At 67.2% G+C, this 15,401-nt stretch carries 17 protein-coding genes and 1 tRNA gene; 11 read left to right on the top strand and 7 right to left on the bottom strand.

Annotation, left to right across the window (positions count from 1 at the left end):
* Nucleotides 1-87 precede the first annotated feature (87 nt).
* A complete protein-coding gene (locus ACEUEL_RS06490; protein ID WP_405703348.1) occupies nucleotides 88-1,551 on the top strand; it encodes an aldehyde dehydrogenase in 1,464 nt (487 codons plus the stop codon).
* A gap of 268 nt (nucleotides 1,552-1,819) precedes the next feature.
* On the opposite strand, the gene ACEUEL_RS06485 is transcribed toward ACEUEL_RS06490, so the two are convergent.
* A complete protein-coding gene (locus tag ACEUEL_RS06485) occupies nucleotides 1,820-2,236 on the bottom strand; it encodes an organic hydroperoxide resistance protein (protein WP_405703345.1) in 417 nt (138 codons plus the stop codon).
* Nucleotides 2,237-2,570: 334 nt separating this feature from the next.
* On the opposite strand from ACEUEL_RS06485, the gene ACEUEL_RS06480 reads away from it, so the two are divergent.
* The 4 genes from ACEUEL_RS06480 to ACEUEL_RS06465 all read left to right on the top strand — a co-directional run bounded on the left by ACEUEL_RS06480 (nucleotide 2,571) and on the right by ACEUEL_RS06465 (nucleotide 6,134).
* Entirely contained in the window at nucleotides 2,571-3,635 is a 1,065-nt protein-coding gene (locus ACEUEL_RS06480; protein WP_405706601.1) for an alpha/beta fold hydrolase, read from the top strand.
* A gap of 9 nt (nucleotides 3,636-3,644) precedes the next feature.
* Complete coding sequence (locus ACEUEL_RS06475; protein WP_405703343.1) at nucleotides 3,645-4,223, top strand: hypothetical protein; 579 nt, start codon at nucleotides 3,645-3,647, stop codon at nucleotides 4,221-4,223.
* Between the two features lie 497 nt (nucleotides 4,224-4,720).
* Nucleotides 4,721-5,812: a recombinase family protein gene (locus tag ACEUEL_RS06470; RefSeq protein ID WP_405706598.1), complete on the top strand. Its 1,092-nt coding sequence runs from the start codon at nucleotides 4,721-4,723 to the stop codon at nucleotides 5,810-5,812.
* Nucleotides 5,784-6,134: a hypothetical protein gene (locus ACEUEL_RS06465; protein ID WP_405703342.1), complete on the top strand. Its 351-nt coding sequence runs from the start codon at nucleotides 5,784-5,786 to the stop codon at nucleotides 6,132-6,134. Before ACEUEL_RS06470 ends, ACEUEL_RS06465 begins: the two co-directional genes overlap by 29 nt.
* A gap of 116 nt (nucleotides 6,135-6,250) precedes the next feature.
* Here the strand turns inward: ACEUEL_RS06465 and ACEUEL_RS06460 are convergent.
* The 3 genes from ACEUEL_RS06460 to ACEUEL_RS06450 form a co-directional block, all read right to left on the bottom strand.
* A tRNA-Ser gene (locus ACEUEL_RS06460) sits at nucleotides 6,251-6,341 on the bottom strand.
* Nucleotides 6,342-6,540: 199 nt separating this feature from the next.
* Nucleotides 6,541-6,810, bottom strand: coding sequence for an SEL1-like repeat protein (locus tag ACEUEL_RS06455; protein WP_405703340.1), 270 nt, complete (start codon nucleotides 6,808-6,810; stop codon nucleotides 6,541-6,543).
* A 365-nt stretch (nucleotides 6,811-7,175) separates the two neighbouring features.
* Nucleotides 7,176-7,886, bottom strand: a complete 711-nt coding sequence (locus ACEUEL_RS06450) for a glutathione S-transferase N-terminal domain-containing protein (protein WP_405703338.1) — start codon at nucleotides 7,884-7,886, stop codon at nucleotides 7,176-7,178.
* 274 nt (nucleotides 7,887-8,160) lie between these two features.
* Here ACEUEL_RS06450 and ACEUEL_RS06445 point away from each other — a divergent pair, with 274 nt between their 5' ends.
* The 3 genes from ACEUEL_RS06445 to ACEUEL_RS06435 all read left to right on the top strand — a co-directional run bounded on the left by ACEUEL_RS06445 (nucleotide 8,161) and on the right by ACEUEL_RS06435 (nucleotide 10,163).
* Entirely contained in the window at nucleotides 8,161-8,400 is a 240-nt protein-coding gene (locus ACEUEL_RS06445; protein ID WP_405703335.1) for a hypothetical protein, read from the top strand.
* Nucleotides 8,401-8,587: 187 nt separating this feature from the next.
* Entirely contained in the window at nucleotides 8,588-9,085 is a 498-nt protein-coding gene (locus ACEUEL_RS06440; protein ID WP_405703332.1) for a hypothetical protein, read from the top strand.
* Nucleotides 9,086-9,191: 106 nt separating this feature from the next.
* Nucleotides 9,192-10,163, top strand: a complete 972-nt coding sequence (locus tag ACEUEL_RS06435; RefSeq protein WP_405703329.1) for a hypothetical protein — start codon at nucleotides 9,192-9,194, stop codon at nucleotides 10,161-10,163.
* Nucleotides 10,164-10,240: 77 nt separating this feature from the next.
* On the opposite strand, the gene gatB is transcribed toward ACEUEL_RS06435, so the two are convergent.
* Nucleotides 10,241-11,719 (bottom strand): Asp-tRNA(Asn)/Glu-tRNA(Gln) amidotransferase subunit GatB, encoded by a 1,479-nt coding sequence (gene gatB, locus ACEUEL_RS06430; RefSeq protein WP_405703327.1) that lies wholly within the window; start codon nucleotides 11,717-11,719, stop codon nucleotides 10,241-10,243.
* 105 nt (nucleotides 11,720-11,824) lie between these two features.
* Between gatB and ACEUEL_RS06425 the strand changes: the two genes are divergently transcribed.
* From ACEUEL_RS06425 to ACEUEL_RS06415, 3 genes are all read left to right on the top strand, one after another.
* Nucleotides 11,825-12,382 (top strand): Uma2 family endonuclease, encoded by a 558-nt coding sequence (locus ACEUEL_RS06425; RefSeq protein ID WP_405703324.1) that lies wholly within the window; start codon nucleotides 11,825-11,827, stop codon nucleotides 12,380-12,382.
* A 156-nt stretch (nucleotides 12,383-12,538) separates the two neighbouring features.
* On the top strand, nucleotides 12,539-12,832 hold the full coding sequence (locus ACEUEL_RS06420; protein ID WP_405703322.1) for a DUF6455 family protein: 294 nt from the start codon (nucleotides 12,539-12,541) through the stop codon (nucleotides 12,830-12,832).
* A gap of 203 nt (nucleotides 12,833-13,035) precedes the next feature.
* Complete coding sequence (locus tag ACEUEL_RS06415; RefSeq protein WP_405703320.1) at nucleotides 13,036-13,590, top strand: glyoxalase superfamily protein; 555 nt, start codon at nucleotides 13,036-13,038, stop codon at nucleotides 13,588-13,590.
* Nucleotides 13,591-13,619: 29 nt separating this feature from the next.
* Here ACEUEL_RS06415 and ACEUEL_RS06410 read toward each other — a convergent pair whose 3' ends face one another.
* Both ACEUEL_RS06410 and gatA read right to left on the bottom strand, forming a co-directional pair.
* On the bottom strand, nucleotides 13,620-13,916 hold the full coding sequence (locus tag ACEUEL_RS06410) for a chorismate mutase (RefSeq protein WP_405703317.1): 297 nt from the start codon (nucleotides 13,914-13,916) through the stop codon (nucleotides 13,620-13,622).
* On the bottom strand, nucleotides 13,916-15,397 hold the full coding sequence (gene gatA / locus ACEUEL_RS06405; protein ID WP_405703314.1) for an Asp-tRNA(Asn)/Glu-tRNA(Gln) amidotransferase subunit GatA: 1,482 nt from the start codon (nucleotides 15,395-15,397) through the stop codon (nucleotides 13,916-13,918). The genes ACEUEL_RS06410 and gatA overlap by 1 nt, the downstream gene beginning before the upstream one ends.
* Nucleotides 15,398-15,401: the final 4 nt, after the last annotated feature.

The raw sequence follows: 15,401 nt of genomic DNA, 5'->3' as shown, positions 1-15,401 counted from the left end.
TGCTACAATCGCAGACAAATCCGCTGCAGGACGGACACATCGGGGATACGCCGTCCCATCAGCCTCTTCCCCATAAAGGAGGCTGATATGCCTGAACTCAAAGACGAACTCCCCCCGTATTTCTTCGAGTGCTTTCATGTCGGTGGCAAGTGGGTCACGTCCCATTCCCACCGACGGATCGCGGTCGTGGATCCGGCGACCCAAGACACGGTGTTCGATGTCGCCCTCGCCGATACCAACGACATTGATCATGCCATTGCCACCGCTCGCGCCGCCTTCGAGGAGGGCCCCTGGCCGCGCATGAGCGGCGTCGAGCGCTCGGTTTTCATGTTGCGCCTGCTCAAGCGGCTGGAACGGCGATCCAACGAGCTCGCCCGCCTTGCCACGGCGCAGGTCGGCATGCCGCTTACCTTCGCCGAGATGCTCGTGAAGACCGGCCTTGCCCGCTACCGCTATTATGCAGAACTTGCCGGCAGCTATGTGTTCGAGGACCGGCGGCCCACCACGCGCGGCCATGCCCGCGTGCGGCGAGAGCCGGTCGGCGTCGCCGCACTCATCTCGCCCTGGAATGCCGTGTTTCCGATCACCGCGCACAAGGTGGGTGCCGCCCTCGCGGCGGGCTGCACCATGGTCGTGAAGTCTCCGATCGAGAGCCCAATGGAAGGCTTCATCCTCGCAGAATGCGCGGCGGAGGCCGGGCTTCCTCCAGGCGTCGTCAACGTCGTCACCGCCGATCGTGATGAGAGCGCCTATCTTGTCGCCTCTCGCGAGGTGAACAAGATCAGCTTCACCGGCAGTGTCGCCGCCGGTCGGCAGATTGGCCTAAGCGCGGCGGATCGGATGGCACGCACGACGCTGGAACTCGGCGGCAAATCGGCGGCGATCCTGCTGGAGGATGCGGATCTCGCGACGGCGCTGCCGGCGCTCGCCCCCTTCACCATGCCCTTCGCCGGGCAGATATGTTTCTCCCAATCGCGTATCCTGGTGCCGAACACGCGCCTCGACGAGGTGGTCGACACCTATGCTAGGATCATCGGCAAATTGAAGCTGGGCGATCCCTGGGACCGGCAAACCCAGGTCGGGCCGGTGCTGAACGCCCGCCAGCGCGACCGCATCCTTGCCTATATCGCGCAGGGCGTGGAGGAAGGCGGACGCGTCGTGCTTGGCGGCGGCCGCGCAGCGCGATTCGACCGGGGCTATTTCATCGAGCCCACAATCTTCGTCGATGTCACCTCGCCTATGACCATCGCCCGCGAAGAGATATTTGGCCCTGTCGTCACCATCCAGGGTTATGCCGATGAGAACGACGCGGTCCGCATCGCCAATGACAGCGATCTCGGCCTCAGCGGGAGTGTCTACAGCCGCGATACGGAGCGCGCCTATCGGGTGGCCTGCCGGATCCGTACGGGTCAGGTCGGCATCAATGGGGTGGAACTGGCCCCTTCCGTGCCGTTCGGTGGCTACAAGCTCTCAGGTATCGGGCGCGAAGGGGGCCCCGAAGGGCTGGAAGCGTTCCTGGAGATCAAATCGATCTTCATGCCCGAGCTGTAATGAGGTGACGGCGGGCCGGCTCGACGCCCAGCTCGCCGTTCGCTCGGTTCGCCGCGCCGATCCACAGATGAGGGTCCCGCCCTCCCTCGTCAGAACAAGGAGGCCCGAATGCGCGTCTTCGTCATCATGGCCATTATCCTCGCACTTGCCGCCCTGCCATGTGCTTGGGATTCCAACCCTCGAGACCTGACGCCGATCGCGGCGATTATCATTCATCACGTCTGAGGAGGCTTAGGGAGGCGGGTCCACTGATCCCGCCTCCCACACGTCAGATCAGATCGAGCGTGACGTCGATATTTCCACGTGTCGCCCTGGAGTAGGGGCAGGTCTGGTGCGCCTCCTCGATGAGGCTGCGGGCCAGTCCGGAATCGAGACCTGGCATGCTCACCTGAAGCCGGGCGCCGAGGAGATAGGTGCCATCCGAGGTGCCGAGGTCGATTTCCGCGTCCACGGCAAGATCTTCCGGGAGCGCGACCTTGTGTTTGCCGGCCGCGATGCGGATGGCGCCGATGAAGCAGGCTGACCATCCGGCAGCAAAGAGCTGCTCCGGATTCGTGCCATCTCCCTTGCCGCCCGGTGGCGACAGCTTGAGGTCGAGCCGGCCATCCGAGCTGCGCGCGGCGCCCTCGCGCCCGCCCGTGGTGTGCGTTTTGGCCGTGTAGAGAACCTTGTCGATCGTCGTCATGGAATGCTCCGTTGGTGCCCGCCGCCGGCATTGCGGCGCTCAGCGGGCGTGCACATCGCAGCCTGACATGTCCGGCCTGTGTGCGATCCATGTCGCCTGGCCGCGCAATGTATCGCGGTGCCCCCAGATACATTTCCGTACTCAAGGCATTTCAAAACGACCGGTCCGAGGGGGCTCCCCGTGCATTCCGAACATTCGTCCGGCGATGTATATCGCACTGTATCGCCTAGACGAAAGTCTACACGCGCTTGCAAAACCGGCCTCCTACCACACGGGCCGGACACAGAGCGGCGTCATTCATCGCCGCAGTTCAGCAGCAATTGGAACCCGCGATATGTCTAATGAAATCAACCAGCAGCGGCGCAGCCTCCTCGGCGTGACCGCGTTCGGACTGGCCGCTGTGCCCTTCGCCACGCTCGCCGCTGCTGCAGCTCAGCCCGAAAAGGCTGAGGCCCTTCCGGTCACGGCGCCAGCGGGAGATGCGGCACGCGGCACCCACACCAGCTTCTCCGCGCTTAAGCATGTCCATGCCGGTGATCTGGACGTCGCCTTCGCCGAGGAGGGGCCTGCCGACGGCCCTCCTGTGCTCCTCCTGCACGGCTGGCCCTATGACATTCACGCCTATGTCGGTGTCGCCCCGATCCTCGCCGCTGCCGGCTATCGCGTGCTCATCCCGTATCTTCGCGGTTATGGCGACACCCGCTTCCTCAAGGAGAATGCGCCGCGCAACGGCCAGCAAGCCGCGCTCGCCGTCGACGCCATCGCCTTCCTCGATGCACTGAAAATTGACAAGGTCGTGCTCGGCGGCTTCGACTGGGGTGCCCGCACCGTCAACATCATGGCGGCGCTTTGGCCCGAGCGCTGCAAGGGCATGGTGTCGGTCAGCGGCTATCTGATCGGCAGCCAGGAAGCCAACCGCAACCCGCTTCCTCCCAAGGCAGAAATTGCCTGGTGGTATCAGTATTATTTCGCCACCGAGCGCGGCGAAAAGGGCTACCGCCAGTACACCCATGATTTCGCGCGTCTGATCTGGGAATTGGCCTCGCCCAAATGGGCCTTTGACGAGGCCACCTTCAACCGTTCCGCCACCGCTTTCGACAATCCCGACCATGTCGCCATCAGCATCGACAATTATCGGTGGCGGCTCGGTCTCGTGCGCGGCGAGGAGAAGTATGATGCGCTGGAACGGAAGCTAGCCACGCTGCCGACCATCGGCATTCCGACCATAACGATGGAAGGCGACGCCAATGGCGCGCCTCACCCGGCACCCGAGGCCTATGCGAAGAAATTCACCGGCCCCTATGAGTTCCGGCTCATCACCGGCGGCATAGGGCACAACCTGCCGCAGGAAGCGCCGGAGGCTTTCGCCAAGGCGATCACGGACGTGGACCGGGCTTGAGGCGAGCGCATGAAACGCCTCTACGCACTTGCTGGCCTTGTCGCCATCGCGACGCCGCTGGCTCTGTCGGTGGCCGGCCGGGCCGCCGGCGATACGCCGGCGGACGCCTCGCCGATCTACGGGGTGACGCTGCCGAACGGCTATCGGAGCTGGGAACTGATCGCACCGGCGATCGAGGCCGCGCCGCTCGACGAGCTGCGCGCGGTGGAGGAGCCCATCCAAGCGTTTCTGTCAGCCAATCCTTATACGTTGCAATACGCCATCCCGCACTCGGGACACCACGGAATTTGGGTGTTTCCCAAACAGATGATCAAGCCGACGGCGCGGAACGGTACGGCAGGTCCCATTCCGGATTATCTGGTGGCGAGCAAATCGTCGCTCGGTTTCTTTTGGCATGTCGTCGACGGCGGCTTCATGGCCGTGAACATCGGGATATTCGACCCTTTGGACGCGCAAGTCGCGGGACCGATGAGTCTGAGAACTGAGAAAAAGGTCGCCGCCTCTATCAACCCGCTGAACAAAGATATCTGCCTAATGATGGTGACGTTTAATCACTGGTGCGGCAGCTTCAGCTACGGCCGCTTTTGAGCCGTAGCCGTAGCCAGAGCAATAGCCGAGAAGGCGGCGCAAAGCCGCCGTTCGCAAGGGCGTGCCGAGATAGCTGTTGGTCAGGGAAATACTGCGTATCGCAGGTCATAGATCGGCTGTTGGGCATCGGTCGCCGCCGGGTCAATCTCAGGAATGACCAGACGCTCACATTCACCCACTCGATACCTCGCATATCGATTTGTGCCGGACCGCTTGCCCCACGACCTCTACACCTAAGCCGACACGCCGTCGCCCCGCCGCAAGACGCGGCCATCCCCAGCTCCCGCCCCCATGACCGTCACCGACGACTGGCCGGAATACATTCCGGTGACAGAGGCGGAGATCGCTGTCTTCGAGGCATGGTTCGGGGATATTCTGGAGGAGCTGATCCAAGCGGAATGACCGCCTGACACGAAAGGCTCCGCCATGACCACTTCGCTGCGTGCCGCCTTGTACCTGCGCGTCTCCACAGCCGGCAGGCCGAGCACGATGTCTCGATCCCTGACCAGCGTCGGCAAGGTGAAGCGTATTGTAAGGCCCGCGGCTACCAGCTGGTCGAGACCTATATCGAGCCGGGAGCCTCGGCCACAAATGACCGCCGGCCTGAGTTCCAGCGGATGATCGAGGCGGGGACGCTGAAGCCGGCGCCCTTCGATGTCGTGGTGGTGCACAGCTTCTCGCGCTTCTTCCGCGATCACTTCGAGCTGGAATTTTATGTGAGGAAGCTCGCCCGCAACGGCGTGCGGCTGGTGTCGATCACCCAGGAGATGGGCGACGACCCGATGCACGTCATGATGCGGCAGATCATGGCGCCGTTCGACGAGTACCAGTCCAAGGAGAACGCCAAGCACGTCCTACGGGCCCAGAAGGAGAATGCCCGACAGGGCTTCTGGAACGGCGCCCGGCCGCCGATCGGCTATCGCGTGGTTGAAGCCGAGCAGCGCGGCGCCAAGGTGAAGAAGAAGCTGGAGATCGATCCGCTGCACGCCGACACGGTACGGCTGATCTTCGATTTGGCCTTGAATGGCGACGGCCGCTCGGGTGCGGTGGGCGTGAAGGCCATCGTCAGTCATCTCAACCGCAACCGGATCTATACCCGCGAGGGCGGGCGCTGGGGCATCGGTCAGCTTCACCGGGTGCTGACCCGCCGCACCTATGTCGGCGAGCACCAGTTCAACAGCCGCTCCAAGAGCAAGCAGAAGAAGCCGGAAAGCGAGGTGGTTGTGGTCGCCGTGCCACCGCTCATCGACGCGAAGGTGTTCGAGGCGGTGCAGGAGCAGCTTCAGGCGCGCAATCCCAAGATCGTCCCGCCGCGCGTGGTGGGTGGCCCGACGCTGCTCACCGGCATCTGCTACTGCGCCCAGTGCGGCGGGGCCATGACCCTCCGTACCGGCAAGAGCGGGCGCTACCGCTACTACGCCTGTTCGATCAAGGCCCGCCAGGGCGAGACCGGCTGTGCCGGCCGCGCCATCCCGATGGAAACGCTGGACACTCTCGTGGCGAGCCATATCGAGCAGCGTCTTCTCCAGCCAGAGCGGCTGCAGGAAATTCTCGGCCTCCATGCTCACGCATCGCCAGGAGCGGCTTGAGCGCCGCCGCGAGCACATCGCCGAGCTCAGCAAGCGTGCCACCGAGGCCGACCAGCGGCTACGCCGGCTCTACGACGCTATCGAATCAGGCGTCGCCGACATCACCGATCCAGCGCTGAGGGAGCGGATCGACGGACTGAAGGCGATCCGGGATCAAGCACAGGCCGATATCGCCCGCGCGCAAACGTCGCTCGCAACCTCCGGCGATGACACTGTCACGCCCGCCATGGTGACGCGCTTCGCCGACATTGCCCGCAAGCGCATGCGCATCGAAGGCGGCGGCTACCGGCGCGATCATTTACGCGCCCTGGCTAGCGCGTGAAGGTCGGAGCCAAGGAAGTCCGCATCATCGGATCGAAAGGGGACCTACTCCGAACGCTGGCTGCCGTCTCGGGAGGGAAAACGGCTATGCTCGGCGTGCCCAGTTTGGAACTGAAATGGCGGAGACGGAGGGATTCGAACCCTCGATACCCTTTAGGGGTATGACGATTTAGCAAACCGTTGCCTTCAGCCGCTCGGCCACGTCTCCGGTGGCGACCTGTCTAGGTTTCCGGCGCGATCCGGTCAAGACCCCGCGGATGAGCGATCAACACGCTTCACCCCCCACACGGCCGGTGATCCGGCGCCGGTTCCCCTTGGCCCGCGAACCGGCGGCGACGGGTCTCACGCCCGCACGCGCCCCCGAAGAAGCCGGACCTTTGCGCCCCGAACCTGCCCGGGAGCTCGCCTCACTGCGTGCGCAGCCAGTCGCGGGCGGCGCGCTGGGCGTGGGCGATCTCGCCGGCATCCATGTCGGCGGCGAGTTCGCGCCGACGCTCGCCCGCCTCCGCGTGGCCCCGCGATGCGGCGAGGTTGAACCATTTGTGCGCGGCGACGCGGTCCAGCGGCACCGCGCGGCCGGCGGCATACATCAGCCCGAGTTCGTAGAATAGATCGCCCCCGGCGCCCGCCAGTGCCGCGCCCGCCACGCCCGCGTCGAGATCGAGATAACGCCCCATCGCCCTGCCTCCACCGCGCGCCGCTCCTTCATGGAACGTGTCCGCCGCGATGAGCACAGGATGCGCGCGAGATTTGAATCGAGGTTTAAGTAAATGCGTGAACGAAAACCAACCATCCGGCGGGGCGCTGCCGTCAACGTCGCGTTCACCACGCCGCGCGGACCGGCGATGTCGTCACGACCCGCAGGACATCTCAGGCCCTGACAGCCCGCCGGGAAGATCCCTTGGAGCGCCATCATCCCGGCCGGGAGCCGCAGGCGAAGAGCCGGGATCGTTCAGCCGGGTATGCCCTCCGCCCTTCCGCGATGACGCGTGTGAACGACGTTCCGAACGCCCGCCGAAAGCCCCGCGCCGGACCCGCGCGCTCAGCGCGCGCGCTGGCCGAACAGCACCTTCTGCGCCTCGGTGTCGGTGGCGAGGTCGACCCGCGTGCGGTCCTCGGCATTGATCGCGAGGCCGCGCTGCACCGCCGGCCGCGCCAGCATCATCGCCAGCCAGCGGCCGAAATGGGGGAACTCGGCGATGTCGATGCCCTGCCGCTGCCAGAGCTTGCACCAGCCCACGCACGCCATGTCGGCGATCGAATAGTCGCCGGCGAGGAACTCGCGCTCGCGCAGCCGCGTGTTCATCACGCCGTAGAGGCGGTGCACCTCGTTGCTGTAGCGGTCGATCGCGTAGCCGATCTTCTCCGGCGCGTAGATACGGAAATGGTGCGCCTGCCCGGCCATCGGCCCGAGCCCGGACATCTGCCAGAACAGCCACTGGTCGACCTCCACCCGCCCGCGCTCGTCGGCCGGATAGAACCGGCCGGTCTTGCGGCCGAGATACTGCAGGATCGCCCCCGACTCGAAGACCGATATCGGCTGCCCGCCCGGCCCATCGGGGTCAACGATGGCGGGGATCTTGTTGTTGGGCGAGATGGCGAGGAAGTCGGGCTTGAACTGGTCGCCCTTGGCGATGTTCACCGGAATGACCCGATAGGCCAGCCCGCATTCCTCCAGCATGATGGAGATCTTCCAGCCGTTCGGGGTCGGCCAGTAATAGAGGTCGATCGGCGGGGTCGGGAGTTCGGCCATCGGGTTCATCCTGCGGGTCCCGGCTTGAGAGTTAGGGCGGCCCGGCCCGTCTGGCAAGCGCGGCCCGCTGCCCCAGCGGCAAGCAAGCCTGCGCCGGTCACCGGGTAATTATTACGCAGCGTCAGAGTCTATACTTGACGATACGTCGCCGCATTACGTATTCGTGTAGACATCCATAATTGTTGCGCGGCGGCGCCGTGTTTTCGACACCGGCCGGGCGGCACACTCCCTCCCGTCCGTCGCCCGACGGTCGCACCCCAGACGGGAGGTACTCATGACCGCTCTCAGGATCGCCAGCCTCGCCACCCTCGGTTTCCTCACCGCTTCGGCCGCCGCCTTCGCGCAGGCCCCGGCGCCGCAGCCCGCCACCCCCGCTCCCGCGATGACCCACGCGCAGAAGCTCGCCCTCGAGAAGAGCTGCAAGAGCGAATGGGCCACCGACAAGAAAGCCGGCCAGACCAAGAACCTGCACTACAAGACCTTCATCGCCGACTGCATGAAGAAGGGCGTGTGACGCCGCCACGCCGCCGCGCTCCGCGCCCCCGGAGCGTGGCGGCGGTGGGCTCCGCGCCCGAGCCGGGCCGGGTGGAGAAGGTTTTGCGCGCCGCGCCGCGCGGGATTAGAACAGGCAGGCATTTCCGGGCGCGCGGGTGTGCCACCCAGGCGCGTCGGCGGGAATGCCCGCAGCCAGGAGCACTGCCATGCCGTTCGCCACCGTCACGGCCCGCCTCGTTCCCGCACCGATCCTCGCATTGACCCTTGCCGCCGCCCTCGCCTCGCCCGCCGCCGCGCAGGCGCCGAGCCGGATGAAGGTCTGCGCCGACCAGTGGAACGAGATGAAGGCGAAGAACCAGACCGGCGACCAGACCTATCAGGAGTTCTCCAAGAAGTGCATGTCGGCGGACGACGCCCCGGCCGCCAAGCCGGCGGCGGCCCCCGCCGCGGCGGGCAGCGCGGGCTCGAAGACCTCGGTGCCCTCGGCCGGCACCAAGCCGGCGACGACCGCCCCGTCGGCCACCACGGCCAAGCCGGCCGCAACCCCGAAGCCCACGGCCGCGAGCGCGCGGGACGACGAGGAAGAGGGCACCGCGAAGGAAGACCTCGCCAAGTGCAACGCCTCCTGGAAGGACTACAAGGCCAAGAATAACGTCACCGGCGCCAAGGCCTGGCACGTTTTCATGGCGAAGTGCCTGCCGTGAGGGGCTGAGGCGGGCGGCAGCCCGGGGACCGCAGAAATTGATTGCAGGAATCGTTTGACCACAACGCAGAGATGCAGGACCATCGTCGTGGCCTGCCCTCACCCGTTTGTGGATCAATCGAATGCGACCCTATGGATGGCTTCCCGTCGTCGTTCTGCTGCTCGGATGCGCCCTCGCCCGCCCGGCTCTGGCCCAGTGCCCCGGCGCGCAGGCTCTCCCTGATTATCAGGGCAAGCCGATAAAACTCCTCGAAAATACCCTTCTGTTTCGCACCGACATTCTGCAGCACGATGTCGATGGGTCCCCGCGCGCCTATGGCGTGCGGGACCAGGGCACGGAATTTGTCTGCAACGGCCTCGCGCCGATCCGCCCGGCTCATTGCGCCCGCAGCAGCAACAGGGGCGCGGAGTGCGCGCGTGCCTGCCGCGAGGCCTTCGCCCGGTGGTCGCGCTCCGGCCTGCCGCCCCAGCGCCTGAACGACACCATGGTCTCCATCGGCCTCGGCGGCGGCTCGAGCTCGCGAATCGCGGCGCGCTTGCAGCCCCCGCCCAACGAGGCGTGGTTCGTCTCGGAAACCAGCGTGAAGCTGGCTCCTCCGGCCGGGCCGGTAACGCCCGGCTGGATCGACCGGCAGGAGGCGCAACTCGATCCCGGCGCCATCCGCTATTTCGTCATTCCCGGCCGCTTCCGGGCCGCCGCATGGGATGCCACCCCCGGCGACGCCGGCTATGTTCTCGACGCGGCAACGGGCATCGGCAGCTATTTCATCATTGGCGATACCGGTGGCGCGCTGGATGAAGGGTCCACGGCGCTTCTCACGGCGCTGCGGAACGGCGCGGCCCCGCCAATGGGCCAGGACACATCGGCGCTCGGGGAAACGGTCCAGCGCTATACCGCGGGCATCAGAGGTGACTTCCGTGTCGCCATCTTCCGGCACAGTTCGACGAGTGATCCGCGCCAGCGGACCCAGCTCACCCTCAAGCAGGGGGAGGTCGAGGGCTGGAGCCGCGGCGTTGCCGAGGCGCGGCTCGCGGCGCTCGGCGGGAATCAGCGCCTGCTGGACTGCACCAAGCCGTGACAGGCTCGCGCCGCGCCGGACGGGATCGCTCCCGTCCGGGCTTCAAGAGCGCGTAGCGAACCCGGCCAGCGGCGATCTCAGATTCCCAGCTTGCTCTTCAGCAGGTCGTTCACCGCCTGCGGGTTGGCCTTGCCGCCGGTCTGCTTCATCACCTGGCCGACGAACCAGCCGAGCATGGTGGGCTTGGCCTGCACCTGCGCCACCTTGTCGGGGTTGGCGGCGATGATCGCGTCCACCGCCGCCTCGATGGCGCCGGTGTCGGTCACCTGCTTCATGCCCCGCGCCTCGACGATGGCGCGCGGGTCGCCGCCCTCGGTGAACACGATCTCGAACAGGTCCTTGGCGATCTTGCCGGAGATGGTGCCGTCGGCGATCAGGTCGACGATGGCCCCGAGCTGCGCGGCCGAGACCGGCGAGGAGCCGATGTCCTTGCCGTCCTTGTTGAGCCGGCCGAACAGCTCGTTGATCAGGAAGTTCGCCACCGCCTTGGCGTCGCGCCCCTTCGCGGCCTCCTCGAAGAAGTCCGCCGGCTCGCGCTCGGCCACCAGCACGCTGGCGTCGTAGGGCGAGAGCCCGTAGGCGGCGATGAAGCGCGCCTTCTTCTCGTCCGGCAGCTCCGGCAGATGCGCCTTGAGCTCGTCGACGAAGCCTTGCGTGAACTCCAGCGGCAAGAGGTCCGGGTCGGGGAAGTAGCGGTAGTCGTGCGCCTCTTCCTTCGAGCGCATGGAGCGCGTCTCGCCCCGGCCCGGATCGAACAGGCGGGTCTCCTGCTCGATGCTGCCGCCATCCTCGAGGATGCCGATCTGCCGGCGCGCCTCGGTGTCGACGGCCTGGCCGATGAAGCGGATCGAGTTGACGTTCTTGATCTCGCAGCGCGTGCCGAAATCATCGCCCGGCCGGCGCACCGAGACGTTCACGTCGGCGCGCAGATTGCCCTTCTCCATGTCGCCGTCGCAGGTGCCGAGATAGCGCAGGATGGTGCGCAGCTTGGTGACATAGGCCTTCGCCTCGTCGGCCGAGCGCAGGTCGGGCTTCGAGACGATCTCCATCAGCGCGACGCCGGAGCGGTTGAGGTCGACCAGCGACTGGGTCGGGTGCTGGTCGTGGATCGACTTGCCGGCGTCCTGTTCGAGATGCAGCCGCTCGATGCCCACCTCGAAGCTGGTGCCGTCGAGAAGGTCGACGATCACCACGCCCTCGCCCACGATCGGGCTCTTGTACTGGCTGATCTGGTAGCCCTGCGGCAGGTCGGGATAGAAGTAGTTCTTTCGGTCGAACACCGATTTCAGGTGGATCTCGGCTTTCAGCCCGAGCCCCGTGCGCACCGCCTGCTTGACGCATTCCTCGTTGATGACGGGGAGCATGCCCGGCATCGCCGCGTCGACCAGCGAGACATGGTCGTTGGGCTCGCCGCCGAACGCGGTCGAGGCGCCGGAGAACAGCTTCGACTTCGAGGTCACCTGGGCATGGATCTCCATGCCGACCACGATCTCCCAGTCGCCGGTCGCGCCCTTGATGAGCTTCTTCGGGTCGGCGGGGCGGGCGTGCATGTTCATGTGAGGGTCTCGTCGCAGCGGCGGGCTTTGGGAGCCTGACTACTCCCATGATAGCATGCAAGGCAACTGCAACGGCCGGCGCGACGACGCGGCGCGGAGATGGACATGAACATCCGTAGCGATCTGCCGATGACCAAGGAGGCCTTCCTGCGCTGGGCGGAGCGGCAGGAGGAGACCTACGAGTATGTGCGGGGGAGGCCGGTCATGATGGTACGCGTCACCCGCAACCACGGGCTCCTGACGAGCAACCTTCTCCTTCTCCTGCGGACGGCCTTGCCGCGGGAGAACTGGAACGTCTTCGCCGATGCGCTCGGTGTGGACGTCGGCGAATCCCTGCGTTGCCCGGACCTCATCGTCGAGCCGGCCGGCGGGGCGGGAGACGAGACGCTGAGCGCGGCACCTGTCCTGATCGCCGAGATCCTCTCGCCCTCCTCGCTCGCCACCGACCTCAGCGAGAAGCCGGCCGAATACACCGCCCTGCCCTCGCTTCTCGCCTATGTCGTCCTTGCACAGAACGAAGCGCGCCTGTGGCTCTGGCAGCGCGGCGAGGACGGCACGTTCCCCCATGCCCCGGAAATGATCGACGGCACCGACGCCGTGCTGCCGCTGGCCGGGCTCGGCCTCGCCCTGCCGCTGGCGGCGATCTACGAGGGTGTCGCCTGAGCCGCCCGCCACACGGCCGGACGCACACCGGCGGCTCCCTTGAACGGTGCACCGGCGCGCCGTCCCCATCAGGCCCGTCGCGCCGTCCTTGCGCTGCGTCAATGCGGGCGCCGCCGTGACGCCCCAGCCTGCGCACGCTCGCTGGAGGGAAATCGCATGCGCGTCGACACCATCAACGAACGGCTCGGCCTGTTCCTGCGGATGATCCACCATGCCGGCGTCGACGCCTTCGCGGCCTCCCCGGCCGACGGCGAGGCGGAACTGCGCGCCGCCGCCCAGCGCTGCCTCGGCTGCCGCGACGGCGAGGCCTGCCGCGACTGGCTCGACGGCGTCGCCGAGGATACCCCCCCGCCCGCCTTCTGCCGCAACGCCGATCATTTCAAGGAATGGAGCGCCACCGGGACAGGTGCCGGCGAGGCCCCCGCGCCGCAGAGCCCGGCCGAGCGCTGAAACGGCCTTCCGTCGTCGCCGGTGTTGAACCGGCCGGCGCCCCTGCTATGGTGGCGCCCGGCTGGTGCGGCCGGCCGCTCGCGCCCTCACGGGTGAGGTGAACGCACCGAATCGACTGAAGCCGTCGTCCTCGTCATCCGGCGATGCCGTCAGCAATGCGAGCCCTGGCAACCCGCATCGCCGCCCGACGCAGGAACCGGCCCATGCGCACCTTTCTCGCCTCCCGCGACGACGCCAAGGCGTTCGCGAAGACCCTGAAGACCGCCCTCGCCGAGAAGGGCATCGACATCCCCCACGGCCACGCGCTCGACCTCGTCGCCCGGCAGTTCGGCTGCCGCGACTGGAACCATCTCGCCGCCCTCGTGCCCGAAGCCCCGGCCGATGGCGCACCCGTCTTCGTCAAGACCGCGCCGATCCTGCGCATCTTCGACGAGGCGAAGGCCCGCGAGTTCTATCTGGGCTTTCTCGGCTTCACGCTCGACTGGGAGCACCGCTTCGAGCCCGGCCTGCCGCTCTACGCGCAGGTCTCGCGCGCCGGGCTGGTGCTGCACCTCTCCGGCCACCATGGCGACGCCACGCCGGGCTCGACCGTGTTCGTCGGCATGGAGGGCATCCGCGCCTATAACGAGGAACTGCTGGCGCGGAACTACGCCAATATGCGACCCGGCGTGGAGCAGATGGACTGGGGCCTGCAGATGCAGGTGACCGATCCGTTCGGCAACCGCCTCCGCTTCTGCGAGCAGCGCCATTCCGGCTGACGGGGCGGCGCGGCCGGACCGAGGCCCCCTCACCCCAGCCGCTCCTCCTCATAGGCCACCACCCACTCGATCATCGCCCGCCACAGCGTCTCGGCGAGGTCGGGCGGGGTGCCGTTGGCCTGCGCCTGCGCGCGGACCTTCGTCACCACGTCCTCGATGCGCTCGGGCAGCAGCGCGGCGATTCCCTCGGCGCGCTTGACCGCGATCACCTTCTCGACCACGCCGAGCCGGCGCGCCAGCAGCGCCACCAGTTCCCGGTCAATGGCGTCGATCTCCGCCCGGAGCGGAGCAAGCGCACGCTCGTTCTCGGGCAGAGGCGGGCTCATCACTCCCACCAGCGCTCGCCGACCTCGAAGCGGCCCGCGGCTTCCTCCACCGCCTGGCCGAGGGCGAACAGCGTGCCCTCCTCGAACGGGCGGCCGATCAGCTGCAGGCCGAGCGGCAGGCCTTCCGAGGAGAGCCCCGCCGGCACCGAGAGGCCCGGCAGCCCGGCCATGTTCAGCGTCACGGTGAACACGTCCTGCAGATACATCTCCACCGGATCGGCGCCCGACTTCTCGCCGATGCCGAAGGCGGGCGACGGGGTGGCGGGGGCCAGCACCGCGTCGATGCCGGCCGCGAAGGCGGTCTCGAAGTCGCGCTTGATCAGCGTGCGCACCTTCTGGGCGCGGACGTAATAGGCGTCGTAATAGCCGGCCGAGAGCACATAGGTGCCGATCATGATGCGCCGGCGCACCTCCGCGCCGAAGCCCGCCGCGCGCGACTTCTCGTACATCTCGACGATGTCGCGGCCGGGCACGCGCTCGCCATAGCGCACGCCGTCATAGCGGGCGAGGTTCGACGAGGCCTCGGCCAGCGCCACGATGTAGTAGGAGGGCAGCGCGTATTTGGTGTGCGGCAGGCTGATTTCGACCACTTCCGCGCCCGCATCGCGCAGCATGTCGGCGCCCTTGTCCCACAGGCTCGCGATCTCGGCCGACATGCCCTCGACGCGGTATTCCCGCGGGATGCCGATGCGCTTGCCCTTCACCGAGGTGCCGACGGCGGCCTCGTAGTCCGGCACCGGCAGGTCGACGCTGGTCGAATCCTTCGGGTCGAAGCCGGCCATGGCCTTCAGCAGGATCGCCGCGTCGTTCACCGTGCGGGCGATCGGGCCGGCCTGGTCGAGCGAGGAGGCGTAGGCGACGATGCCCCAGCGCGAGCAGCGGCCATAGGTCGGCTTGATGCCGACCGTGCCGGTGAAGGCCGCCGGCTGGCGGATCGAGCCGCCGGTGTCGGTCGCAGTCGCGGCGGCGCACAGATGCGCGGCCACCGCCGCCGCCGAGCCGCCCGACGAGCCGCCCGGCACCAGCGGCGCCTGCGAGCCGCGCCGCCGCCACGGGTTCACCACCGGGCCGAAGGCGCTCGATTCGTTCGACGAGCCCATGGCGAACTCGTCATTGTTCAGCTTGCCGAGCAGCACCGCGCCCTCGCGCCAGAGATTGGCGGTGACGGTCGATTCGTAGCGCGGCACGAAATTGTCGAGGATGCGCGAGGCGGCGGTCGTGCGCACGCCATCGGTGGCGTACATGTCCTTAACGCCGAGCGGGATGCCCTCCAGCGCCCCCACGGTGCCGGCCGCGCGGCGGGCATCGCTGGCCCGCGCCATCTCCCGCGCCTTGTCCGGCGTCGCGGTGATGTAGGCGTTGAGGTGGCCGGCCCGCTCGATCGCGCCGATATAGGCGTCGGTGAGCTCCAGCGCGGTGAAATGGCCCTGGCCGAGCCCTTCGCGGAGCTGGGTGAGGCAGAGGCGGGTGAGATCGGTCATCGGG

It is taken from the genome of Ancylobacter terrae, assembly GCF_045108345.1.
GTDB lineage: Bacteria > Pseudomonadota > Alphaproteobacteria > Rhizobiales > Xanthobacteraceae > Ancylobacter.
This window is presented reverse-complemented; position numbering and strand designations above follow the sequence as displayed.